Raw genomic sequence first — 25127 nt, forward strand, 5'->3', positions numbered from 1 at the left:
TATACATTTGTAATATACAATAACAGAAACAAAAGTATATACTCTTTACTTTATGCCATCACCTGTAGTATACATATGTATTCATGGTGTATTTATGTTTACCCTTTTTGTTTATTTACTTTTGTATACAAGATTCCCCGTTTATTCAAATGTATATTTATACATTATTTCTGTATTTATAAATAAAAAAGTATCTTTACTCCTATAATGTAAAAAATTTAACAATGAGGAAAATTTTATTATTCACATCGTTTTTTTTAGTCTCTCAGATTTGCGTATTTGCGTGCACAAATTTTTTAGTTGGGAAAAACGCGTCTCTCAATGGGTCTACTATGATTACATATTCTGCTGACTCTTATGCTTTATTTGGCGAGCTATACCATTGGCCTGCCAAAAAATATTCAAAGGGAGAGAAACTAAAAGTTTATGAGTGGGATTCAGGTAAATATTTAGGGGAAATAGCTCAGGCCTTGCAAACATATAATGTTGTGGGAAATATGAATGAGCATCAACTTACTATAGCTGAAACGACCTTTGGTGGTAGAGAAGAATTAGAAGACACGAATGGCATCATGGATTATGGTAGTCTTATATATATTACTTTGCAACGAGCTAAAACGGCAAAGGAAGCTATTAAGGTGATGACAGATCTGGTAGCTGAGTATGGATACTATAGTGGAGGAGAATCTTTTTCTATTGGTGATCCTAACGAAGTGTGGGTCTTGGAAATGATAGGAAAAGGAAAAGAAAATAAAGGAGCTGTATGGGTTGCTATGCGTATTCCCGACGATTGTGTTTCGGCCCATGCTAATCAGGCACGAATACAACAATTCCCATTAAACGATCCTAGCAATTGTGTTTACTCGAAAGATGTTATAAGCTTTGCAAAAGAAAAAGGATACTATACAGGAAAAGATGAAGATTTTAGTTTTGCAAAAGCTTACAATCCTTTAGATTTTGGAGGACAACGTTTTTGTGAAGCACGTGTATGGAGTTTCTTTAATCGTTACAATAAAGACATGGCTAAATATGTAACGTATGCGCAGGGAAAAACACAGGAACCTATGCCTCTATATATAAAGCCTGACAAAAAATTATCATTGACAGATTTGCAAACAATGATGAGAGATCATTATGAAGGTACAGAATTGGACTGGAATAACGATATTGGTGCAGGGCCTTTCAAGTCACCTTACCGTTGGGCTCCTCTTACATGGGAATCGGATTCTATACAATATTGTAACGAACGCCCAATAGCTACTCAGCAAACAGCATTCACATTTGTATCTGAAATGCGCTCTTGGTTACCCAATCCTATTGGTGGTGTACTTTGGTTCGGTACGGACGATGCTGCTCAAACAGTGTATACACCTGTATATTGCTCTATTACAGAGACTCCCGAGTGTTATCGTGTGGGCAATGGTGATCTCTATACTTTTTCTTGGACTTCTAGTTTTTGGATTCAAAACTGGGTATCAAACATGGTATATAACAAATATGATTATATGCATACCGATTTAGCGAAAGTACAGAAAGAGCTCGAAACTAAATTCATCTTAGAACAAGGCGAAACAGATAAAGCTGCTTTGGAGTTGTATAAAAAATCACCAGAACAAGCAGTTAAATATCTGACCGAATATAGTCAAAAAGAAGCTCAATATGCTTTCGACAAATGGAAAAAACTAGGAGAATTCCTCATTATAAAATATATGGATGGAATAGTGCGTAAAGAGAAAGATGGGGAGTTTATCCGTAACGAACATGGAGAGCCATCTTCTCCACAGCGTGTAGGATATCCTAAAGATTTTTATCAGCGCGTAGTAAAAGAGACAGGAGATAAGTATAAAGTATTGTACTAAAAAAATACTAAAGCCCTTCTTACTCAGAAGGGCTTTTCTTAAAAGAACATATATTAAAAAGTGTCGATGAATAAGGGTATATTATATATCTTCATATTTACATTAGGTATTTTATTACTGTTCGTAGCTAACTTATTTTTGGGATCTGTCTCTATTCCATACAATGCTATACTCGATATACTGTTGGGAAATAAGGTGGAAAAAGAAGCATGGACATATATTATAGTAGATTCGAGAATACCACAAGCCGTAACAGCCTTATTTACGGGTGGAGCAATTGCTGTCTCTGGTTTGTTGCTACAAACAGCTTTTCGAAATCCATTAGCCGATGCCGGAATATTAGGCATAAGTGCCGGAGCGAACTTGGGAGTTGCATTGGTTATCCTATTATTGGGAGGTACAGTTGGGTCTGTAGCCGGATTCGATTTGTCATATTCTCTTTCTATTGTAGCAGGTGCTTTTATTGGAGCTACCGTGATACTTGCTATAATAATGGGATTTGCTTCTATTATAAAAAATAGTGTAATGCTTCTTATCATAGGTATTATGGTTGGTTATCTTACTTCTTCTATAATATCTATACTCAAATTTTGGAGTACGAACGAAAATGCCTATTCATTTATGTTGTGGGGAATGGGTAATTTTGCAGGAGTTGCCCGAGAACAATTACCTTTCTATTGTGCTGTAGTAACCGCCGGATTATTGTTGGCTATTCTATTAGTCAAGCCGCTCAATGCATTATTGCTGGGCGAAAAATATGCCACCAATCTTGGTGTGAATGTAAAATTAATACGCTTCTTACTGTTATTATGTGCCGGGATGCTTACGGCCATTACTTGTGCTTTCTGCGGCCCGATAGCATTTATTGGTCTGGCTGTACCCCATATAGCGAGATTATTATTGGGCACATCCAATCATAAGTGGCTATTGCCTGTAACCATATTAGCAGGTTCGTGCATTGCTCTTTTGTGCAATCTGGTAAGTGTGTTGCCCGGCGATTCGGGAATGCTGCCCCTTAATGCCATTACACCGATCTTTGGCGCGCCTGTCATTATATATGTCATTATCAACCAGAAGAAAATTCAATATTTTCATTGAGTCTATATGAGCAAAGAAGCTATTATATCAGCAAAAAATATCGGCATAGGCTATAATGCGGGTAAACATAGAGATCAAAATATGCTCTATAAAAATCTGTCTTTCAATTTGTATGCAGGAGAAATGGTTTGCTTGTTAGGTGCAAATGGAGCAGGAAAATCGACTTTACTCCGAACTATCAGTAAATCACAGCCAATACTTGCCGGAGATATTTTTCTTACAGATCGGAATATGACTCATTATTCCGAAAAAGAGTTATCTCAAATAATAGGTCTTGTTCTTACAGATAAAACATCGACAGGAGGCCTACTTGTTCGTGAACTGGTCGAATTGGGTAGATATCCATACACCGGATTTTTCGGACAGTTGGGCAAATACGATAAAGAAGTAGTGGAGAAGTCTATGGCCGATGTAGGTATTTCTCATAAAGCAAATTCCTATGTAGCAGAATTGTCAGATGGAGAGAGACAAAAAGTTATGATAGCCAAGGCTTTGTCACAAGAGTGTCCTATTGTCCTTCTCGATGAGCCTACCGCATTTCTAGATATAGAGAGTCGTATAGAAATTATGAATTTACTTCACCATTTGGCTATGTATCAGAATAAAACGATACTACTATCTACTCACGATATCGACATGGCCTTACTCCTATCCGACCGATTATGGTTATTGTCACGGGAGCATGGACTTACAAGTGGTATTACGGAGGATATTGTCTTATCAGGATCTATGGATCATTTCTTTAAAGGTGATAACATTATATTCAATAGAAACACAGGTAATTTCTTTCCTAAGAGACAGAGTGATAGAAAAGTATTTATTGAAGCCGATGATACACTATATCATTGGTCGAAAAATATGCTGGAAAGAAATGATTATAGTGTAGCAGAAGAAAGATCTGATAGCTTATTTATTTTAAAGGCTATTAATTGTCAGTCTATGAGTATTCAAATAGCAAAAACAGGGGCTGTTTCTCAATTCAATAATTTCGAAGAGTTAGCTAGTTTTCTAAAAACTTATAATAGATAGTTATCTACGTTTTCTTGCCATATCTATTCGTAGGAATATAAATAGCAGAATAGTAAATCCCCACAATGAAGACCCTCCGTAACTGAAGAAAGGTAGAGGAATACCAATAACAGGGGTTAAACCAATAACCATTCCTACATTGATGGACAAGTGAAATAAAAATATACAAGCTACACAATAACCATAGACTCGTCCGAAAGTATTTTTCTGCCTCTCGGCCAGATATATTAATCTAAGTATTAGTATAAAAAACAAGAGTAAGACTATTACAGAACCAACAAACCCCTGCTCCTCTCCTACTGTGCAGAAAATGAAGTCAGTATCTTGTTCGGGTACATATTTTAACTTTGTTTGTGTACCATTTAAATACCCTTTTCCGAGTAGCCCGCCCGATCCGATCGCTATTTTCGACTGGTTCACATTGTAACCAGCCCCCATAGGATCATCTTCCATTCCGAGTGTAACCTTTATACGCATCTGTTGGTGAGGTTGCATAACATCACTAAATAAATAATCTACCGAACTTACAAAAAGTAAGCCTCCAATAGCAAATACAGCTACTAGAGCATGTACTTTAGACCAATGCTTTTTCGCAAGAAACAACAGATATACAACTAATGCAGCAAGAGCTATAAGAGCTAATATCCCGAAATCGATATCTACTCCCATTTCTGATATAAGATAAGAAATCCCGAAGAATCCGGCTGTAGAGATTAATATATTTCGGGTAGCAACACCATCCTGCTTATAGCTAAATAAGAGTATAGAGCTGATAATGATAATCAAAATTATAGTAATAAATTCACCGGTTGATAATATGCCAATATCTGTTTCTGAATATTTTAGTCCGACTACAAAAAATAAAACAGCTGACACTCCAATAAATAATACGACACCTGGTAATCCCTCTCTATATAACATCAGGATAAATGCTGTATAAACAAGTGCAGAACCTGTTTCTTTTTGTAGTATGATAAGCAGCATCGGCAAAATAATTATACCTGCCACTAACAGAAGATTCTTAGGAGTTAATAATTTAAAATTGTATGTATTAAGTAATCTGGCTAAAGCTAAAGCAACAGCAAATTTCGCAAACTCTGCTGGCTGAATTTGTATAGTTTCCGTTATCTTAAGCCACGATCGCGATCCCCTTGTATCTGTGGCAACTACTACAGTAAGGAGCAGTAATAAAATAAAAGCGGCATATATATAATATGCAAGAATATCATAAATATTGCTATCTAGTTTCAGTATGATAAAGCCCAGAATCAGAGATGTTCCCATCCAGATAAGTTGCATGCCTGCACGGCCCGACAGATCGAACATACTTGTAGCATGCTCATATTGGTAACTAGCGCCATATATGCTAAACCATCCTCCAAGTATAAGTATGATATACAGCGTAATTGTAAACCAATCGAGGCTCTTTTTTATATTTTCGTCTTCCCTTTGATACATCTTATTCGCTTTCTCCCGGTTTAAAAGGTTCTATAGCTGCATCCGTTGACTGAGTATTTGCAGGTCTAACAATTTCAGTATTTCTATTATTACTGCGAGTCCAATTATAAAACACTTGCGGCATTATAATTCTACTGGCAATCATACTTTCCAACCCTTTGTCGTTAGGATTAATTTCGCCTTTCAGATATTTTTGAAGCATCAAACGCCCGATAGGTACACCATTAGTAGCACCAAATCCTCCATTCTCGACTATGACAAATATAGCTACCTGAGGTTTATCTTTAGGAGCAAACCCCATAAAAATAGAGTGGTCTCTTCCATGAGGATTTTCAGCAGTTCCAGTCTTGCCACATACTTCTATATCAGGCAATAGATTTGCTCCTCTACATGTACCGCCCGTCACAGCACGGGCCATACCTTCTACAATAGCCTCATAGTGTTGTTTTTTTATACCGGTACTGTGTTTGTGAGTATAAATACTATCCAGAGGTGTATCTTGTATTTCTCTTACTACATGTGGAGCATAATAATAACCTCTGTTTGCAATAGTAGCAGCAAGATTGGCAACCTGTAAAGGTGTTGCTGTGACTTCTCCTTGTCCAATAGCAATGGAAATAATATTAGAAGCACTCCAAGTATCTTTCTTAAAAGCACGGGTATAGAACTTGCTATTAGGTATAAATCCTCTCTTTTCGGATGGAAGGTCAACACCTAATGTATATCCAAAACCCATATCCACTATGTGATTTTTCCATATTTCGAAGGCTTCGGGAGTACTCCCATATTTTTTTCTATTTCCTAGCATAGCCGTAAGCCCATAGCAAAAGTATGAATTACAAGATGTTGCTATAGCAGGAATCAGAGGTAATGGCGATCCGTGTGGGTGACATTTCGGACGTCCTCCTAATGGAGGATAGCCACCAGCACAAGAATACATTGTATTCTCTGTAATAATATCTTCTTCTAAAAAGATTAAACCTTGAGTAGTTTTAAAAGTCGATCCGGGAGGATACATTCCTTGTATTGGTCTGTTTAAGAGAGGCTTTACAGGGTTATTTTCCAATTCAAGATAGTTTTTACTAAAATCTCGCCCTAATAACATAGACGGATCGTAAGTTGGTGATGTAACCATACATAATACTTCTCCTGTCGATGGTTCAATCATAACTATACTACCTACTTTATTTTGCATCAAATATTCTCCGTATGCCTGAAGCTCAATATCAATAGATAAAGTAAGATTCTTACCTGAAGCGGGAGCTATATCATGTTTTCCATTTTCGTATTTACCTTGTATACGCCCATGAGCATCGCGCAATAAAATTTCAACTCCTTTTTCTCCCCTTAGATGTTTCTCGTACGATGATTCTATACCGGATTTCCCTCCATAATCACCTCTTACATAGTAGCTATCTTTTTCTAGTTGACTTTTACTTACTTCTGCCACATATCCTAGTAACAAACCAGCATTAGGATGAGTATATTGGCGCAACGTTCTTTTCTGTATATAAAACCCCGGAAATTTATAAAGTTTTTCCTGTAGCAAACCACTCTCCTGAGATGTGAGCTGTGTAGTAAATGTTTGCATAGTATATGTGGAATAGCCAGGATTTAATCGGCGATCTTTTATATCTCTTATACGCTTATCAAACTGTTCCTTTGTATAATCTATGACTTTACACATATCCAATGTATCGAAAGACCCTACTTCTCTAGGAATATATACCAGATCGTATGTCGGTTGGTTATATACTAAAAGTCGATCCTTTCTATCAGATATTATACCTCTCGAAGGATATAAAGTTCTATTAAAGAAAGCATTGCCATCGGCAGATTCTTTATATTCACTTTTTATTATTTGAAGATAGAATAATTGTACTATATATATCAAAATTATACCACAGGCTATACCGCCTATGATATATTGTCTTTTAGAAAGGTCTAAGCCGCTTTTTGCCATGAGCTTTTCTTCTTAAGAGAGAATCCTTCAAATGCGAAAATGAGTATTGATGAGAGTATTACAGATAAAATAATTCGTAGCAGAATCAATTTTATATTAAAGTAAGAAAATGATTCTATAGAAACTAAAATTATATGATGTATCAATGTCAGAAAAACAGCATATTTCATGAAAGAGCTTCTTAGTAACCTAAAGCTAGGAGTTTGGCCATTATAGTCATCTGTCATGAAAAATAATTTCTGCGATGGCTTACATATAAATCCTATGAACGTACTTGCCGCAGCATTTATGCCGGGAGTATTACAAAATAGATCTATTATAAGCCCAATCAAGAAACCAAAAAAAGTAGTAAGATTCCTGTTACAGCCAACGGGAAGTTTTATGATAAAATATATATATACAAAAGGAACAGCATAGCCCAAAAACGAAATTCGGTTAAGCACTAATACTTGTAGCAAAACAAGTAGAACAAATATTATAATATATTTTATCGCATTACTTTTTAGCATTCTTTACTTTGTTTTCCAATTCTTTTATCTCATCTGTATTACTTTTCAGAAGGAGTACATTTTTCAAAGTTCCAAAATCTGTAAATAATTTTATCTTTATACTATAGAAATTATCGTCAACTTCGCTCTGATACTCTTCTACAGTTCCAACCTGAAGTCCTGCCGGAAAAAAATCTGAAAAGCCACTGGTTACTATAGTATCACCCTTTTCTATTTTTTCGTATTTAGGATATTCTGTCAGACGGGCATACCTAGAATCCCCACCCTCCCATATCAAAATACCATCTGCACTGGAATTTTTAATTTTGCAACTAAATTTACTATGAGGATTCAAGATAGGCTGAACTATTGCATAATTAGGACTGGCAGATCTGACAACACCAACAATGCCTTGCTGAGATACTACTCCCATATCATCTGTTACTCCATCATTTTTGCCTTTGTTGATTATTATATAGTTCTCAATCATAGAAGTACTATTTTTCTCTACGCGGGCAATAATATAATGTGAATTTATTTTCCTATTAACTGAATCGTTAAGAAAAGCATTCGCTTTCAATGAGTCTGTTTCTACAGAGAATAAATAACTTCTTAGTTCTGATAACTCGGTCTGTAATTCGGAATTCTTTTGAAGGAGTTCCTGATTTTCTTTTTTGAGACCAAAATAAGAAGATATACTTCCCGATATCGAATAAACTCGTCCGGTCACCTCATTTGTAGAATTTAGGAAAACACTTTTCTGATAAGAGTTCCCACTAAAAATGAAGTAAAAACAAATTATTTCGAGAAATATAAAAACAAACCATGAGCTGTTCTTTAATAGGAAATTAATTAAGTTTCTCATAATTTGTTTTTATCTATATTCTTCTATATATATGGTAATACAATATCGACACAAAAGAAATAAGCAAAACTTATCTCATTAAGAAATTAAATTTCTCAATATTTTTTAGTGCGATACCGGTTCCTTTAGCTACAGCGTGAAGTGGATCTTCTGCTACATGAAACTGAATACCAATTCTATCAGTAAAACGTTTACTAAGTCCTCTTAATAAAGCTCCTCCTCCGGTAAGGTAAATTCCGTTTCTTACAATATCCGCATATAATTCCGGTGGCGTTTGCTCCAAAGCACTAAGTATAGCCGAATCCATTTTCGAAATAGATTTATCAAGACAGTGTGCCATTTCTTGATACGACACAGGTATATCCATTGGCAGGGAAGTCATTCTGTTAGGACCATGTACAACAAAATCTTCAGGAACTTCATCCTCAGGTAATTCTGTAAGAGCTGCCCCTACGGCTATTTTAATATTTTCAGCAGTACGCTCGCCTACTTTTATATTATGCTGACGCCCCATATACTCCTGAATATCTTCAGTCAGGTCGTCCCCTGCTATTTTTATTGATTTGTTAGAAACAATACCACCCAGCGAAATTACTGCAATTTCGGTGGTACCTCCACCTATATCAACTATCATGTTTCCCTCGGGTGCCTCTACATCTATACCGATACCTAAAGCCGCAGCCATAGGCTCATATATCATATATACATCGCGTCCTCCGGCATGTTCTGCCGAGTCGCGAATAGCCCGTGTTTCTACCTCAGTACTTCCTGACGGTATACATATAACGATACGAAGAGACGGTGAGAATAGACGACTTCTGTTATTAAACATTTTGATCAGACCTCTGATCATTTGTTCTGCAGCAGTAAAGTCTGCTATCACTCCATCTTTAAGTGGTCTTACTGTACGTATATCTTCGTGGGTTTTCCCGTGCATTTGGCGAGCTTTCTCCCCTACTGCGATTACCTTTCCCGATTTCCGTTCTAATGCGACTACGGAAGGTTGGTCTACAACTATTTTTCCATTATGTATGATGATGGTATTGGCGGTGCCAAGATCCATCGCTATTTCCTGAGTAAACGAGAATAGTCCCATATTTTCAATTTATTTTGCGAATCCTATTTCAATCCAATTAATGTTTAAAGTGCCGTATGCCTGTTACTACCATCGAAATATTGTGCTCGTTACAATATTCGATAGATAGTTTGTCATTTATCGAGCCGCCCGGTTGTACGACTGCAGTAATTCCTGCTTTTCCTGCAATTTCTACACAGTCAGGAAATGGGAAAAATGCATCGGAAGCCATTATCGCTCCATTAAGATTAAAGTTGAAAGCGTCTGCTTTTTCTATAGCTTGTTTAAGCGCATCCACACGAGATGTTTGACCTGTGCCTCCGGCACATAGCTGCTTATCTTTCACTAAAATTATTGCATTCGATTTTGTATGCTTTACAAGCTTATTAGCAAAAAGTAAATCTTCAAGTTCCGATCCCTGCAATGAACGGTTTGTCACCAACTTTAGGTCTTCAGCTGTTTGTATACTCAAATCTTTTTCCTGTACCAAAACACCATTCAACAACGATCTGAATTGTGTTGTATCGGATATTGGTTGCTTCTGCACTAAGATAATACGATTTTTCTTTTGTTCCAATATTTCGAGACTTTCTTTATCGTATTCGGGTGCAATTATGATTTCGAAGAATATTTTATTGATCTCTTCGGCTGTTTCCTTATCTATTTTTGCATTACTAACAATAATACCGCCAAATGCAGAAACCGGATCTCCTGCCAAAGCATCTTTCCATGCCTCTACTGTAGTAGATCTTGAGGCTATTCCACAAGCATTGTTATGCTTTAAGATAGCAACTGTAGTTTCATCAAATTCACTAATAAGGCTTACTGCCGATTCTATGTCGAGCAGATTGTTGTATGATATTTCACGACCATGCAGCTGTTCGAAAATATCGTTAAATTTCCCATAGAAAGTTCCTTTTTGGTGTGGATTTTCACCATAACGAAGGTGCATTGCATTATCTTCTGCATAACGGAATACAGAACCTTCATTATTATCCATATAATTAAATATGGCTGTATCGTATGATGAAGAAACAGAAAATGCTTCTTTTGCAAAGAACTTACGGTCTGCCAAATCAGACTTGCCGCCTTTTGAGTCTAAAAGTTCTTTTAATGGAGCATATTGTTGTTTTGAAGCAACAATTATAACATCTTTGAAATTTTTTGCAGCAGCTCTGATGAGAGATATACCGCCTATATCAATTTTTTCTATAATGTCTTGCTCATCAGCACCTGAAGCTACAGTTTCTTCGAACGGATACAGGTCTACGATAACTAAATCTATCTCATGTATATCGTATGCTTTTATTTGCTTCATATCTTCAGGAAGCTCTCTGCGGCACAGAATACCTCCAAATATTTTAGGGTGAAGAGTTTTTACTCTACCTCCCAATATCGAAGGATAGCCGGTAGTATCTTCTACAGCCTCACAAGGAAGGCCTAATGACTCTATAAAACTCTTTGTTCCACCTGTAGATACGAAGTGGACACCTAAAGAATCCAACTGTTTTAAAATTTCATCTAAGCCATCTTTATGATAGACTGAGACTAGCGCTGTTCTAATTTTTTTCTCTGAAGACATGGTGTGTTAATATCCTAATTTTTAGGAGGACAAAGTTATAAAAACTATTGTTATTACAGGCGCTTTTATTATAATTTTTGCGGAATAAATTAGGCTTATCCAAATTATATAAATATTTAAGTTTTATCTCTATCATTTTCCTATATTTGTAAAAATATCTTAAATCGGACCTGAATGAAAAACACCTTTCTAATGTGCTTCTTTACACTGTTTGTTCTTAATTGTTTTTCGCAAACTACGAGAAGTGAAATTCTAAGAAAAGTGTCCTTTATCGCTGTCAAAGGAGAAAAAATAGAAAGGACTGACTCTGTTGTTTTACAAATAAATAACCGCACAGGAGATTATGATGCAAAGATATATATTCCTTACAAGAAAGGCATGAAAGTTTCGGTAGAGAATGCCTATATTAAAGACTTGTCCGGCAATATAATTAGAAAATTGAGAAACAAAGAAATAGAGGATCGTAGCAATATTTCTGATATTTCTCTTTATGAAGACCATTTCATAAAATCTTTCGAATTGAAACATAATAGTTATCCCTATCAAATATTTTATACGATAAAGACAGTGATTAATAAATTTCTCATTATAGAAAACATTGATCTATCCAGGACAAAAGAACCTGTACGAGACGGTTTATTAATAGTAGAGTCTCTGAGAGAAGAACCTATAAGATTCTTTCAGAAAAATGTTATTTCTCCTCTTATAGATACATTATTAAGTACTGTCAGATATACCTGGAGTTATAATTATAAGATTCCTCAAAAAGACGAAATAAACACATCTCCTAACGTTTCGAATGCTCCACTCATACGAGTTATACCTTTAGATTTTCGATACGGGATAGAAGGTAAATTCAATACATGGCAAAATTTTGGTAATTGGGTATATAGGTTAAATGAGAAAAAAAATGATCTATTGCCAAGCGAAAAGATTAGAATAGATGTATTATTAAAAGATGCTACAGAAGAGAAAGATAGAGCCCGAATTCTATATTATTATCTTCAGGATAATATGAGGTACATAAATGTTAACATAGATATAGGTGGGTTACAGACATATCCAGCCAGTTATGTATGTACTAATAGATATGGAGATTGCAAGGCTCTATCTAACTATATGAAAGCTGCTCTCGAATATGCTGGAATAAAATCTTATTACACACTAATAAACGCATCATCTCAAATAAATGATGTCAGTGATAGTTTTCCTTATCAGGCTTTCAATCATGTAATATTAACCATTCCTTTTGCAAAAGATACAATATATATGGAATGTACATCAAAAAACACTCCGTTTGGATATATAAGTACATCAATTCAGGGAAGAAGAGCCTTACTGACAGATAAAGAACATAGTCGTTTGATCTCTATCCCCAAATTGTCTAATGACGATGTATTGTGTACTCGTAAAATATATATAAACATAAATACTTCATCAGTTAAACTTTCGGCCATAGAGAGGGGCGATAATTATGAGTTGTTGAATTACTTAACCTCTGATGTAGACAAAAATACAGTAGATAAATATATAAGAAGATCTATATTGTCGGGAACTTACGATCTTCTTGATTTCAAGTTTTTAAAGGACAGCAGAGATAGTGTTAAAATAAGTATGGATGCGGAGCTTAAAATGCAAAATCTGCATAAGAGATATGGAAATAACATATTGTTATCCCCTTTCCCTATTGATCTTGATACTTATGAGTCTCCCGAAAATAGAACAAGAAGTGTTCAAATAAATTATCCATTATGTTATAAAGATATACTGGAGTATGATCTGACAGGAATTAATATATCTAAAGTACCGGAGAATACACACATTAGATCGAAATATGGAGAATACTCTCAACATTTTGAATTAAAAGACAATAAATTGATAGTTCATAAATCTATAACAATATTTGCAGGACGGTATCCATTGGAACAATATGGTGACTTTTATAAATTTACGACTGCGATCAACAGACACGAAAGAAATAACTACTATTTAGAATCTATATGAAAAACACACTGACTTTTTTATTTTTCTTCATCTTTGCATCTGTACTAATTAATGCACAGGAAAAATACACTCAAGATGAAGGACAGGTAACTCAGTATGAAATGAGTATGACCGAATATGATAAAGACAAAGATGCTGAAGCTGTAGTATTGTATGATTTGGGAGATTATCGTTTCATAGGAGATGAAAACAGAGGCTTTCTTCTGAGAATGAAGAAGAGGACCAAGATAAAGATTTTAAAGCCGGCAGGACTGGATTATGCCAACTTCGAAATTCCATATTATATAGAAAATCGTGATTGGGAGTCTATACAGGAACTGGAAGCTATAATTTATAATTATGAGGGTGGACAATTAATAAAAACTACGCTAGATAAAAAGAATATTTTTGAAGAAAAAGTATCGGATAAGCTTTATGTAAAAAAAATAGCACTGCCTAATGTAAAAGAAGGTTCTGTAATAGAGCTAAATTACACAATATTGACTCCTTTTTATTTCTATATGCGTCCTTGGAGTTTTCAAAGAAAAATACCGGTTGTCTACAGCAAACTAAATTATAGAGCTATTCCATATTATGAATATGTATATATACTGAAAGGAAGTGACAAGCTGGATGAGTTTAAGAGTAGTGCTATGACAGAAGACTTGAGATTTGGGAACCTAGTCTATCGTGAAATGATATACACTTTTGGAATGAAAAATTTACCTGCATTCAGAGATGAAGAATATATAACGTCGAATGAAGATTATATGATAGGTATCAATTTTCAGCTATCTAAATTGTATTATCCTCGGGGAGGTAGCAAAGATATTATGACAACATGGACAGCCATGAATGAGAGTTTCTTGAAAAACGACAACCTTGGAAAATATATAAAAAAATCAGAAAAAGAAGCAAAAAAAATACTGCCAGAACTAAATATAACAGCTACTTCTCAATTAGATCAGGCTAAAAGGATCGTTGAATATGTAAAGCATAATTATAACTGGAATGGACGGTATGGAAAATTTGCAGAATTAAGCTTGTCAGACTTTTTGAAAAGAAAAACGGGTAATGTAGCCAATATAAACTTATTTTTGACAGGTATGCTCAATGCAGCTGGTATAGACGCATATCCGGTGGCATTGAGTACCCGTGAAAATGGGTTTATTAGAAAAGAATATCCTTTTAGTCAATTTTTAAACTATGTTCTTGTTCAGGCAAAAATCGACGGAAAGATATACAATATAGATGCAACAGAACCTTTACTGTACTTCTCGGATGTGCCTGAGCGTTGTATAAATGTAGAAGGTTTGGTTGTTAAGCCTAAAACAGAAGAATGGAGTGTGATATATCAAAAAGGAATGTCTTTGGATCTAAAATCTTTTACAATAAATCTTATTCCGGAAGAGAATAAAATGGAAGTTGATGCTTCTTTTGCTGCTACAGGTTTCAGAGCATATAGCTATCGATCTACTTATTTAGGAAAATCAGAAAACCTATTGAAATACCTCAAAGATAATCATAATATAACCCCAAAAAATGATATTAAAATTGGAGGAGAAGTATCGGAACTCAATAAGCCATTTCAATTTTTATTTACATTTGACTCACCCGTTGAGAGTTCTTCTGATAGACTATTCATTCACCCATTTTGTAATCTATCGCCTACTGACAATATATTTAAGCAAACAAGCCGATCACTGCATGTAGATATGGTATATTCCCGTTCTTTGGGATATAAGTCTGTTATTAATATTCCCAAAGGATATAAAGTGGATCATATGCCAGAACCTTTTTCATATAACGATGCTTTAATGAAAGTGGACTATATATTATATCAAGATGCAGACAAAGTAATAATTAGTGCAAATAGTATCTTCAAGAAAAACATATACCAACCAAGTGAATACGAAACCCTAAAAAGAACATATGCCAAGATGATAGAACAGTTTTCAGAGATGCTTGTCTTAAGTAAGATATATTAATTATTTAATTACAATTAATTTCGCATAAACAAGCGTCTTCTCCCTCTATTTGGATGGTTACATGTTGAATTCCAAATTTTTCAGTAATATACTGTTTTGCTTTCTCTAAAATTTGATCTCTATTGGCTTCTTTTTTCACCTTTAGGTGAACTGTCATAACAGCGAAATCAGATGTAATCATCCATATATGGAGATCGTGCACACTTTCTACATCGTCTATTGATCTTAGAAGATTGATAACATCTTGTGTATCTATATTTGAAGGTTTGGCTTCCATGAGTATATTCACAGAGTCTTTTAGCACATTCCAACCACTATACAAGACTAATACTGAAACTATCATACTGGCTATAGGATCTGCTATATACCAGCCAAATAGCATTATCAATATTGCGGCTATTATGGCTCCTACCGAACCTAACAGATCACCTATAACATGTAGAAAAGCACTTTTTACATTCAAGTTGTCTTCGGTAGAACCTTTCGAGTGTAATATATATGCTACTATAATATTTATTATCAATCCAATGGTCGAAATAATCATCATCCCCTGCCCTATTACTTGTGGCGGAGACGACAGGCGATCTATAGCTTCTTTAAAAATAAATATAGAAAGCAAGACGAGGACAATACCATTAAGTAATGCGGCTAGTATTTCGAAGCGTTTATAACCATACGTTTTTGATGATGTTGCTGCTTTTGCTCCAAATATTAAAGCACTTAGGCTTAAGCCCAAAGCAACAGCATCGCTCAGCATATGTCCGGCATCAGAAATTAGGGCTAAGCTATTGGTCAGATATCCTCCAATAAATTCAACAAACATAAAGCCTGCAATAAGGACAAAGCTTATAGATAAAGCTTTCTTATTAGCATTGTGTTTATGATCATGGGAGTGATTGTGACTATGTTTATCATTGTCGTGCGAATGACTCATTATTGTTTATTTAGAATTAATTAAAATAAAAAAGCAAGGGTAAAGTTATTCTTTTTTCCCTTGCTTTCGATATTTTACTAATAAAATCTATCTAATCAATCATTCATTGATATTAGAAATTCTTCATTATTTATAGTCTTTCTCAATCGGCCTTCAAGAAATTGCATAGCTTCTACCGAATTCATATCCGATAGGAAGTTTCTCAATACCCACATTCTGCTAAGAGTATCATTATCAAGAAGTAAATCGTCGCGGCGAGTACTTGAGGCAATAGTATCAACAGCCGGGAATATTCGTTTGTTAGATAATTTACGATCAAGTTGTAATTCCATATTACCTGTACCCTTAAATTCTTCGAAGATTACATCATCCATCTTAGAACCTGTTTCAGTTAAAGCAGTAGCAATTATTGTAAGAGAACCTCCATTCTCGATATTTCGCGCAGCACCAAAGAAACGTTTCGGCTTGTGTAGAGCATTTGCATCCACCCCACCTGTCAGCACTTTACCCGATGCCGGCTGTACAGTATTGTATGCACGAGCCAAGCGTGTAATAGAGTCGAGAAGAATAACGACATCGTGTCCGCATTCAACCATACGTTTAGATTTATTTAGTACGATCTCAGCTATTTTCACATGACGGTCAGCCGGTTCATCAAATGTAGAAGCGATAACTTCTGCATTTACGCTACGTTCCATATCTGTTACCTCTTCGGGGCGCTCATCTATAAGAAGCACTATCATATACACTTCAGGATGATTGCTCGCTATGGCATTGGCTATATCTTTCAACAATGTAGTTTTACCAGTCTTTGGCTGTGCTACAATCAGACCACGCTGTCCTTTTCCTATTGGAGAGAATAAGTCGACAACACGACAAGATAAATTATCGTTTCTACCCTTTGTCAGTTTAAACTTTTCATTAGGGAAAAGAGGTTTTAAATGATCAAATGGCACTCTGTCACGTACTTCATCAGGAGTACGCCCGTTAATTCTATCAACTTTTACTAAAGGGAAAAACTTCTCAGATTCTTTAGGAGGACGTATAGGACCTTCCACTATATCACCGGTCTTTAACCCGAATAGGCGAATTTGAGACTGTGAAATATATACATCATCCGGAGATGACATATAGTTATAATCAGAAGAACGTAAAAAGCCATAACCTTCCTGCATTATTTCAAGAACTCCGGTAGCATTCAAGATGCCTTCGAAATCGAATGTCTTTTCTTGCGACTGGTTATTATTTTTCTGATTATTATTATTATTTGAATGGTTATTGTGTTGTTGCTGAGTCTGTTTATTGTTTTTAACAGGAATTTCAGGAGTAACTATTTCCACAGGGATAACATCTGCATCCACCTCGAGCGGAGCCAACAAAGGTAGTCCCGGAACGGGTTCTTCTTGCTGAACTTCTCTAACTTTATTCGATCGGAATACTAGCTGGGTTGGTTTACTAACTGGTGCAGGCTGAGGCTTTTGTTGTTGCTCTGTTTTTTCTTCTTTAACCTCTTTTGTCTCTGTGCTATTCTTTTTAATAATCTCTTTTTGAGAAGGCTTTTCTGCCACAGGAGCAGTAGTTGGTGCAACTATAGGTGTTGCTTCTTTTTTCTCAGGAGCTGAAACTGTCTTCTCTATCTTATTTTCCTGTTTTGGCTGTTTTGATTCTTCTTTTTTAGGTTGTTCAGCCTGAACTTTTTCTTTTGGCTTTGCAGCTACAGGAGCCGGAACGTCTTGTTTTTTTTCTGCGTTCTGCTTTTTCTGCTTAGCTTTAGATGCAGCTGTATGAGATTTTTTTTGTTGCTGTTCTATTCTATCTTCGCTCTGGTAACTTTCTGAGTTTTTGTTCCGAGCTTCTAAAATGGCCTGTTCGTCAAGTATTTTATAAATAAGTTCATCTTTTTTATAAGCATCCGGACGTCTGATACCTAATTCTTTTGCAATAGTTCTTAGTTCAATTGTGAGCTTTTCGTTAAGCTCCAGAATGTTGTATATACGCATGTGTATATCTTATTAAATTATATTGATTTAATCATTTTCGTTTGAAAAGGAGTTATATATTTTCCTGTAGTTTTTTACACAAGTTTATTTTGAAGATAAAATATGTATTATATCAAGAGTTTATAGGTTTTATTTTGATTCCTTCATCCCCAAATTTTTCATATATTAATTACTATATACGACACAATTTACAAGAATAAATCAAATTAGGAGTTGTAAATTGGATTGCTATAATGAAATATAATAAACAGTAATTGGATATTTACTAATCTTTATATGTAAAAGATTTTTAGTTCCAGGAATCCGAGGTGCAAATATATGAATTCTTTTTGAATATAAAATCTCCTATGCCATATTTTTGAAGTTTTATTGAAATATTAAATAAATGTTATTTTTATACTCATCACTAAATAGTTACTCTACTGCTTATAGAAAGAAATAATACTGAATAATAGGAACTGCAATTAACATTTGAGCGAAGTTGTAAAGTTTATAAAGTATGATAAGAATAAAAGGTTGAAAATTTATTTCAACTTTCAACCTTATTATATATGGGTTTTAATCCAAGTCCTTTATCTTATTAAAACTGAAAGAAGTTATTGTCTCGTATAGCTGTAATATCCGTTGTAGGTTTTTCATAGTTTTTTGCTTCAATCTCAGCTATTAACGCATCAATATCTTGCTGCGTTATTTTCAGAGTCCTTTTACCATAATCATTTACTACAACATCAATAGGTGTAAGAAAACCCCATTTTCTAAAAAAGTCCAGCAGGTTTATTTTTGAAAGATTACAAACAGTACGAACAAAATCTAACTGTAGCTCACCACTATTTTCGAATGTAGTACCAATATTCGGAGTTGTTCTATAGTGCTCATAAAGGTCTTTGTATAAATCTTTATAGCCTTTCACATTGGTCGTATATAAATGTAATTGCCAAAAGGGAACAAGCCTTTCAAAATGTTTGTTTGCAATGCTAGGATTTGCATGAGCCAGTTTTTTTTCAATAATAAGACTTTGTGCCTTATCATAATATCCTTCTACAAGCATATTGCTTTTTTCGTAGCCAAATAATTGTGTTTTTACATACATGGAAAACATATTGTTGCCTACTTCTCCCATTCCTCCCCATCTCATACCCGGATTAGACTGACTACAATGTCCTACTTCGTGTGCTAATCCCCATATGCGATTCATAAATGTATCACTGCTGGGGTTGGCAAAGAAGTTTTTATATGATCTGGGAAAAATAACCCTTTCTACTGTTGCATTCGGATTGCCTGTTCCCGATACAGAAGGCATAAAGAACATTCGCGTACTGTATGGTTTGCCATATTTAAATAATCCCGCGAAGTCTATTTCTAAACCAATTAATTGATCGAGGCTTTCAATAGTCTTATAAAGATTTGTATTGGCTTCCTTAAAGTCTTCGGTATACCATACTAGCTGACTATATTTTCCTTTCACGTCGAAATAAGAGTACTTAGCTTTACTTAAAAGAATCTCAGAATCTTTTACTTCATTTTTAGAAATATCATAATATCCATTTACACTTCCTGTAAGAAAGTGAATATTCACTTTCTTAGAATTAATTTCACTTTTCTCTATTTCACTTCGAGCATTCAAAGGAATATATTCGTCCTGAAAAATAAGTATATAACAAAGACCTGTACCGGGTTTTATTCTGTTCATACCTGTTTTCAACTCAAACGTATTGCCACCCCAGGGTTGTGTATAATCTTGTACTCTGAGCCTTACTATCTGTCCGTATGTATCTCCAACTAGAATACAAACCTCGTCTTCAGGATTTTCTATATATATTCCTGTTACGTTGTCCAATACTCCCCATGTGTGCATAGTTTTTGTTCTGGCAGCTGATATTTTCGGATTTTGATATGGTCGATAAGATTGTATACGATATTCTTTATCCTGATAATTACCAGATTTAATTTTAGTTGCAATATCTTTATACAAATCCTCCGGTATTTTCTTTATCTCTTTGTCTGTAATATTACTCTTTAATTCGGAGCAGGAAAGATCTTTGAATATAGTAAGAGGATCGAATACTTTTTTCTTATACGAAGATTCTATTCTATAACTTTCCACTGTAGTTCCCTTAATAGAATTGCACGAATAAGAAAAAGCCAGTCCTATAATTATCAGCCTTAGAAAATAGTGGATAAAATAATGTCGTTTTTGTCTTTTCATATCTTATTATTAATTCGGGTTAACAGAAATGCCTTGATACAAAAAGGATAATCCTTTTTCGAGTAACAAAATTAATCTAAAAAGGCGATTTTACCTTTGCTGTATTCGTTAATACTTTTACTTATTTTGTTTATATATACATATTAATCTATTATTATATTCAAGACAAACAACCCTGCCTAATAAATTGATATATCAGGCAGGATTTGTTATTATTAACTTTCTTTAGATATAAAATTATTCAGTATCCGAAACCTTATTTTTTTCATTCTTCTTCCAAACACATAGTATCAAAACAAAAGAAAGTATAGATGCTATTATCCAAAAGATTCCTGCCTGAGTGAAGTTATATGATTCAACACCATTTACAATTGTCTTGTTAGAGTCTATAAGCCATCCGCTAATAATATCCTGTATTCCTGCACCTATATAACTGGCTATACCTACAATACCCAGAGCCGCACCGCTGGCATTTCTTGGTACAATATCTACTGCCATCAAACCTCCTAAAAAGCATATTAAAACACCAATAGCTGTACCAAATAGAATCATACTCAACATATTGATATATATATTATCCCCTGAATATAGAAACAGACATAGGGATAAGGTGTTTAATATCCCAAAAAGAAAAGCAGGAATATTACGATTTCCTTTAAATAGTTTATCTGATATCCATCCTGAAAAGATAGTTCCTATAACACCTAATAAAGCGTTAATAGATATTATTTGAGTAGCTGTAGCCAAAGAATAGCCTTTTGCTTCTTGTAAGAATAGGACTCCCCATCCATTTATAGCATAGCGGCTTATATACATAAAAGCACTGGAAAGAGCCAATACCCACACTAATGGATTTTTGAGTACAGCTTTCTGTACCTCTTTTGTTGTTTGTTTTTTTTTATTACCTTCTGAGGAATCGACAGTTTCATCTGCGAGAACTTCGACAGCAGGAAGACCTCTACTTTGGGGTGTATCATGCAAAAAACAAATAATAATCAGTACTCCTAGAACTCCTGCTACAGATGAGCCTATAAATCCCCATTGCCAGCCTAAAAGGCCAACTATGGCTCCTACAAAAATAAAAGACAGAAATTCTCCTAAGTTATGGCTGGCACTAAAAAAGCCATAATATGTTCCTCTTTCTTTCAGAGGAAACCAACGCGATAGCGAAATTATAGCCGGAGCTGCGCCCATGGCCTGACTCCATCCGTTTATACCCCACATGACAGCAAAAGCAACGAAAAAAGTAAATGTAGAAATAGCTGTTGTAGACATTTCAGCAAGTCCCAGCAAGCCAACTATCAAGTTTGCTGCCGTTGAGATTATTAGGCCTGTAGCCATAAATCGTTTTATATTACTATAGTCAGCCAAAAAACCGTTTATGAATTTTCCAATGGCATATGAAAATAACAATACAGATCCAACAACACCTAACTGACTCGCATCTAGTGCCCCACTCTCCAATATAGGCTTTTTTACAACATTCAGGCTGGTACGACATACGTAATAGAGACTATAACCAATAGTAGCAGCCAGAAAACTCGAAATGCGCAATCGCTTATATTTTTTCGTTAGTTCTTCTTTGTTTCCTATAAAAAATGGGGAAGGGGTACTTATTTTATAAAAATTTATAATCCGTTTTATCATACTCTCTTCCTTAATTATGCAGCCCTCTTTTTCTCAGGTAATCAATTAAATAGGCAGGACGATCTGTCTGTATAATGCGAGCCCCAAGCATATCTATCAGATATCCATAGCCTCTGTCGGGATCTTCGAGTGACATATCGTCATCGTGCCCTCCTGCCATTGTATCCCAAAGAGTATTATACCATATTAATGATTTCCCTTTTAAAATTTCATTTATTTTTAATGGTAAAGGATTAGAATCACACTCAAATAGTAGCTCAAAAGCAACAGGATTCATACTTTTTACAAAAAGATCTATTTGTTTTTCAGCATCCTCCTTATCCAGTTTTACAATTGGCATATAAATAACATCTTCAAGATACTTACCGAAGTATTTTTTTACTTCTTCAGCACTTTTACCGCCTTTCATTATTACTTGTTTTGTTGTACCTGTTTTCTCTAGCAATAAGTATATTTCATCAAAATATCTATCTGCTTTATCGAGGTTGACAAGTATCTTTCCTTTCATATGGTTTAATGCTTCTTCGAGAGTTGGTACAATTTCTTTTGTTTTTATGTTACATCCATTCTTTAATTTCAATGTGCGAATAGAATCTAGTGTCCATTCCGAGATCAGACCTTTACCTGTAGTTGTCCTATCCAGTTTAGAGTCGTGCATTAATATAATTTGCCCGTCTTTGGTTCGTTGTACATCAAGTTCCACTATATCTACACCTATTTTAATAGCATTATCAATAGCAGGGAGCGAGTTTTCAGGTGCATAGCGCCAATCACCCCTGTGAGCTACTACCAATACTGTACTATTGTCTCGGTTTAATAGTTTATTTCTTATTTCGGTAGCTTTGTCTTGTGCCACAATACATTGGAATACTGATAGACAAATCAGTAAGAACAAAAAGCTATTTATTTTTTTCATTTAAGTATTATTTGTATAAAAGATAAAGTAGAGATATAACTCTGTCTATTTAAATATATATATAATAGAAAGTTACATCTCGTTAGATAATAAGAGCCAAGAGTTAATTTTGCTTTTAAACAATAGCTTACCTTATCTGATTAAAATTGTAATTTTAACTAAAAGGTGACAAAAGTGACATATTTTATTCGTTTTTTCATTTGCTACTTTTAGCATTATAAAAAGACTATTTGCCTTATAGATAAAGCTTGAAGAAAGCGAATCGTAACTTTTGGCTCTCATTTTAATAATTATTTTTGAAGGAATGTTCTTCTTGCGTTTTGTCCACGTTGTGCCCAAGATGAATTTGCAGGGCCTTTCACTCCAAAATCTATAGCTACAAGTTTGCAGGCATCACCATCTTCTACAGTTATGTATATAATACCATAGTCAGATATAACAGGCGAAGACCAGATTTTACTACCTAATTTAACCTGTTGCTTCATAGTTCCGCTCGCATCTAAAATTGTGTAATATCCTCCTTCATCGGTAATATGTATATATCCATCGCTATCTATTGCCGGAACGCAGGTGATATCATAAGGATTTGTATAACTCCATTTTTGGCTTCCTCCTTTCGATACAGCATACAACTTGCCACCTGTAGATCCTATATATATTGTGCCATCGGCACCAATAGCAGGGCCGCCCTGACTTATAGATCCGGTTGTCGCAAACTCCCAATTCTTATTACCCTGATCATTATATGAGACTAATGTACCTATACTACCATTATTTAATCCCATATAAATATTTCCATTTTCGTCTATTGCAGGGCTTGTACCATTGGCACTATAACCGCTGCCAAGATAGTTTGTGGATACTTTACCATCTTTAGAGGATGCAAAACCATAAGTACCAGTCGATCCTGAATAGATATTTCCCGATTTGTCGGCAGCAAGGCCTCCTCCTACCCCGCCCGAAGGTGTTGTAGACCATTGTTGGTTCTTATTTCGGTCTACTACGCGAAGTGATCCTCCGCTTCCTCTGTTTCCGATTGCAATATTACCATCGGCCGTAATGACAGGAGATGTATAAGCTACACGAGCTCCTACTCCTATCAGATATTCCCACTTCTGGCTACCATCAGGATTTATTGCATACAGATATGCGTTTGTGCTACCTGTACCCTGTCCTACTCCTACATAAATTGTTCCATCGGTATCTACTGCCGGCGAGGATTCCTGATTTCCTACAGCGCCACTCTTATTTAGGTCGAACATCCAACTTTGAGTACCATCAGGAGAATAAGAATATAATTTCAATCCATTAGATGTCACATAAATATTACCATTGTCTCCAACAGCAGGTGACACGGAACGTAATTTAGATGATGTTTCGAAAGTCTTAGTCCATAATATTTCTAATACTCCGGGTGTTAGAGATGATCTTACCAAGATTGTCTTCTCTCTACTATTAATCAAACCTTTATCATCTGTTACAGTTAACTTTACTTTGACAAAACCACCATGCGAATAGACATGTTCTGCATTCTGTTCATTGGAGGTAGCACCATCACCGAACTCCCAAAGCCAGCTTACGATTGTACCATCGTCTTCCGATTTGTCGGTGAAGGTAACAATACTACCTATAACACTCACTGTTGGAGATAATATAAAATCGGCAACTGGGGGTTCATTTACTCGGTCTATAACAATTTCTTTTTCTGAAGTTTTATATCCTCCCTCTTTATTTGTCACAGTAAGTTTTACGATATATGTTCCGGGACGTGTGTAGGTAATTGATGTATTTTTATCAATAGAATAACTGCCCGACCCTTCTATTCCAAAGTGCCAATAATAACTCTCAATATTGTCCTCATCCGGTGTATTATCAAATAAATACACTGTTTCTCCTATAGTATAGCTTTCTTTATCAGTTTTGAATGTTGTTTCCGGAATTTTTCCCAGATCTAGATTATTATCTTCATCACTGCAAGAATGCAGTATTGTCATAGCTATAAGAGATAATATTATAATAGAATATTTTTTCATGAA

The 25127-nt window shown here is 35.1% G+C and carries 17 protein-coding genes; 5 read left to right on the forward strand and 12 right to left on the reverse strand.

Annotated features, from left to right (window positions below):
• The first annotated feature begins 224 nt into the window (after positions 1-224).
• The 3 genes from BGC7_RS10565 (at position 225) to BGC7_RS10575 (ending at position 3986) form a co-directional block, all read left to right on the forward strand.
• Positions 225-1859 (forward strand): dipeptidase, encoded by a 1635-nt coding sequence (locus BGC7_RS10565; protein ID WP_050701561.1) that lies wholly within the window; start codon positions 225-227, stop codon positions 1857-1859.
• Positions 1860-1925: 66 nt separating this feature from the next.
• Positions 1926-2957, forward strand: a complete 1032-nt coding sequence (locus tag BGC7_RS10570; RefSeq protein ID WP_050701562.1) for an iron ABC transporter permease — start codon at positions 1926-1928, stop codon at positions 2955-2957.
• A 6-nt stretch (positions 2958-2963) separates the two neighbouring features.
• Complete coding sequence (locus BGC7_RS10575) at positions 2964-3986, forward strand: ABC transporter ATP-binding protein (protein ID WP_050701563.1); 1023 nt, start codon at positions 2964-2966, stop codon at positions 3984-3986.
• On the opposite strand, the gene rodA is transcribed toward BGC7_RS10575, so the two are convergent.
• The 6 genes from rodA to purH form a co-directional block, all read right to left on the reverse strand.
• The gene (gene rodA / locus BGC7_RS10580; RefSeq protein ID WP_050701564.1) at positions 3987-5444 is read right to left on the reverse strand and encodes a rod shape-determining protein RodA; all 1458 of its coding nucleotides are present in this window, start codon (positions 5442-5444) and stop codon (positions 3987-3989) included. It abuts the gene before it with no gap.
• A 1-nt stretch (position 5445) separates the two neighbouring features.
• Positions 5446-7407 carry a penicillin-binding protein 2 gene (gene mrdA, locus BGC7_RS10585; protein WP_050701565.1) on the reverse strand — a complete coding sequence of 654 codons (1962 nt, stop codon included), beginning with the start codon at positions 7405-7407 and terminating at the stop codon, positions 5446-5448.
• Positions 7389-7916, reverse strand: a complete 528-nt coding sequence (gene mreD, locus BGC7_RS10590) for a rod shape-determining protein MreD (protein ID WP_050701566.1) — start codon at positions 7914-7916, stop codon at positions 7389-7391. The genes mrdA and mreD overlap by 19 nt, the downstream gene beginning before the upstream one ends.
• Positions 7903-8760 (reverse strand): rod shape-determining protein MreC, encoded by an 858-nt coding sequence (gene mreC / locus BGC7_RS10595; RefSeq protein ID WP_050701567.1) that lies wholly within the window; start codon positions 8758-8760, stop codon positions 7903-7905. The genes mreD and mreC overlap by 14 nt, the downstream gene beginning before the upstream one ends.
• A 70-nt stretch (positions 8761-8830) precedes the next feature.
• The gene (locus tag BGC7_RS10600) at positions 8831-9856 is read right to left on the reverse strand and encodes a rod shape-determining protein (RefSeq protein ID WP_050701568.1); all 1026 of its coding nucleotides are present in this window, start codon (positions 9854-9856) and stop codon (positions 8831-8833) included.
• A gap of 37 nt (positions 9857-9893) precedes the next feature.
• On the reverse strand, positions 9894-11417 hold the full coding sequence (gene purH / locus BGC7_RS10605; protein WP_050701569.1) for a bifunctional phosphoribosylaminoimidazolecarboxamide formyltransferase/IMP cyclohydrolase: 1524 nt from the start codon (positions 11415-11417) through the stop codon (positions 9894-9896).
• 174 nt (positions 11418-11591) lie between these two features.
• On the opposite strand from purH, the gene BGC7_RS10610 reads away from it, so the two are divergent.
• Together BGC7_RS10610 and BGC7_RS10615 are read left to right on the forward strand one after the other, a co-directional pair.
• The gene (locus BGC7_RS10610; protein ID WP_050701570.1) at positions 11592-13421 is read left to right on the forward strand and encodes a DUF3857 domain-containing protein; all 1830 of its coding nucleotides are present in this window, start codon (positions 11592-11594) and stop codon (positions 13419-13421) included.
• Positions 13418-15388, forward strand: coding sequence for a DUF3857 domain-containing protein (locus tag BGC7_RS10615; protein WP_050701571.1), 1971 nt, complete (start codon positions 13418-13420; stop codon positions 15386-15388). Before BGC7_RS10610 ends, BGC7_RS10615 begins: the two co-directional genes overlap by 4 nt.
• 4 nt (positions 15389-15392) lie before the next feature.
• On the opposite strand, the gene BGC7_RS10620 is transcribed toward BGC7_RS10615, so the two are convergent.
• From BGC7_RS10620 to BGC7_RS10645, 6 genes are all read right to left on the reverse strand, one after another.
• Positions 15393-16322, reverse strand: coding sequence for a cation diffusion facilitator family transporter (locus BGC7_RS10620; RefSeq protein ID WP_050701572.1), 930 nt, complete (start codon positions 16320-16322; stop codon positions 15393-15395).
• A gap of 95 nt (positions 16323-16417) precedes the next feature.
• Positions 16418-18322, reverse strand: a complete 1905-nt coding sequence (gene rho / locus BGC7_RS10625; protein ID WP_050701573.1) for a transcription termination factor Rho — start codon at positions 18320-18322, stop codon at positions 16418-16420.
• Positions 18323-18902: 580 nt separating this feature from the next.
• Positions 18903-20528 (reverse strand): M60 family metallopeptidase, encoded by a 1626-nt coding sequence (locus tag BGC7_RS10630; RefSeq protein WP_050701574.1) that lies wholly within the window; start codon positions 20526-20528, stop codon positions 18903-18905.
• A gap of 237 nt (positions 20529-20765) precedes the next feature.
• Complete coding sequence (locus tag BGC7_RS10635; RefSeq protein WP_050701575.1) at positions 20766-22175, reverse strand: MFS transporter; 1410 nt, start codon at positions 22173-22175, stop codon at positions 20766-20768.
• 10 nt (positions 22176-22185) lie between these two features.
• Positions 22186-23091 carry a glycerophosphodiester phosphodiesterase family protein gene (locus BGC7_RS10640; RefSeq protein WP_050701576.1) on the reverse strand — a complete coding sequence of 302 codons (906 nt, stop codon included), beginning with the start codon at positions 23089-23091 and terminating at the stop codon, positions 22186-22188.
• Positions 23092-23381: 290 nt separating this feature from the next.
• Positions 23382-25124, reverse strand: coding sequence for a PKD domain-containing protein (locus tag BGC7_RS10645; protein WP_050701577.1), 1743 nt, complete (start codon positions 25122-25124; stop codon positions 23382-23384).
• Positions 25125-25127: the final 3 nt, after the last annotated feature.

The organism is Dysgonomonas sp. BGC7 (assembly GCF_001261735.1).
GTDB lineage: Bacteria > Bacteroidota > Bacteroidia > Bacteroidales > Dysgonomonadaceae > Dysgonomonas.

Bases quoted from the DNA above. Each gene is read 5' to 3' on its own strand.
- BGC7_RS10620 (WP_050701572.1), bottom strand. From the start codon at position 16,322: ATGAGTCATTCGCACGACAATGATAAACATAGTCACAATCACTCCCAT.
- BGC7_RS10610 (WP_050701570.1), top strand. From the start codon at position 11,592: ATGAAAAACACCTTTCTAATGTGCTTCTTTACACTGTTTGTTCTTAAT.
- mrdA (WP_050701565.1), bottom strand. From the start codon at position 7,407: ATGGCAAAAAGCGGCTTAGACCTTTCTAAAAGACAATATATCATAGGC.
- mreC (WP_050701567.1), bottom strand. From the start codon at position 8,760: ATGAGAAACTTAATTAATTTCCTATTAAAGAACAGCTCATGGTTTGTT.
- BGC7_RS10600 (WP_050701568.1), bottom strand. From the start codon at position 9,856: ATGGGACTATTCTCGTTTACTCAGGAAATAGCGATGGATCTTGGCACC.
- BGC7_RS10570 (WP_050701562.1), top strand. From the start codon at position 1,926: ATGAATAAGGGTATATTATATATCTTCATATTTACATTAGGTATTTTA.
- BGC7_RS10630 (WP_050701574.1), bottom strand. From the start codon at position 20,528: ATGAAAAGACAAAAACGACATTATTTTATCCACTATTTTCTAAGGCTG.
- rho (WP_050701573.1), bottom strand. From the start codon at position 18,322: ATGCGTATATACAACATTCTGGAGCTTAACGAAAAGCTCACAATTGAA.
- rodA (WP_050701564.1), bottom strand. From the start codon at position 5,444: ATGTATCAAAGGGAAGACGAAAATATAAAAAAGAGCCTCGATTGGTTT.
- BGC7_RS10575 (WP_050701563.1), top strand. From the start codon at position 2,964: ATGAGCAAAGAAGCTATTATATCAGCAAAAAATATCGGCATAGGCTAT.
- BGC7_RS10645 (WP_050701577.1), bottom strand. From the start codon at position 25,124: ATGAAAAAATATTCTATTATAATATTATCTCTTATAGCTATGACAATA.
- purH (WP_050701569.1), bottom strand. From the start codon at position 11,417: ATGTCTTCAGAGAAAAAAATTAGAACAGCGCTAGTCTCAGTCTATCAT.
- BGC7_RS10635 (WP_050701575.1), bottom strand. From the start codon at position 22,175: ATGATAAAACGGATTATAAATTTTTATAAAATAAGTACCCCTTCCCCA.
- BGC7_RS10565 (WP_050701561.1), top strand. From the start codon at position 225: ATGAGGAAAATTTTATTATTCACATCGTTTTTTTTAGTCTCTCAGATT.
- BGC7_RS10615 (WP_050701571.1), top strand. From the start codon at position 13,418: ATGAAAAACACACTGACTTTTTTATTTTTCTTCATCTTTGCATCTGTA.
- BGC7_RS10640 (WP_050701576.1), bottom strand. From the start codon at position 23,091: ATGAAAAAAATAAATAGCTTTTTGTTCTTACTGATTTGTCTATCAGTA.
- mreD (WP_050701566.1), bottom strand. From the start codon at position 7,916: ATGCTAAAAAGTAATGCGATAAAATATATTATAATATTTGTTCTACTT.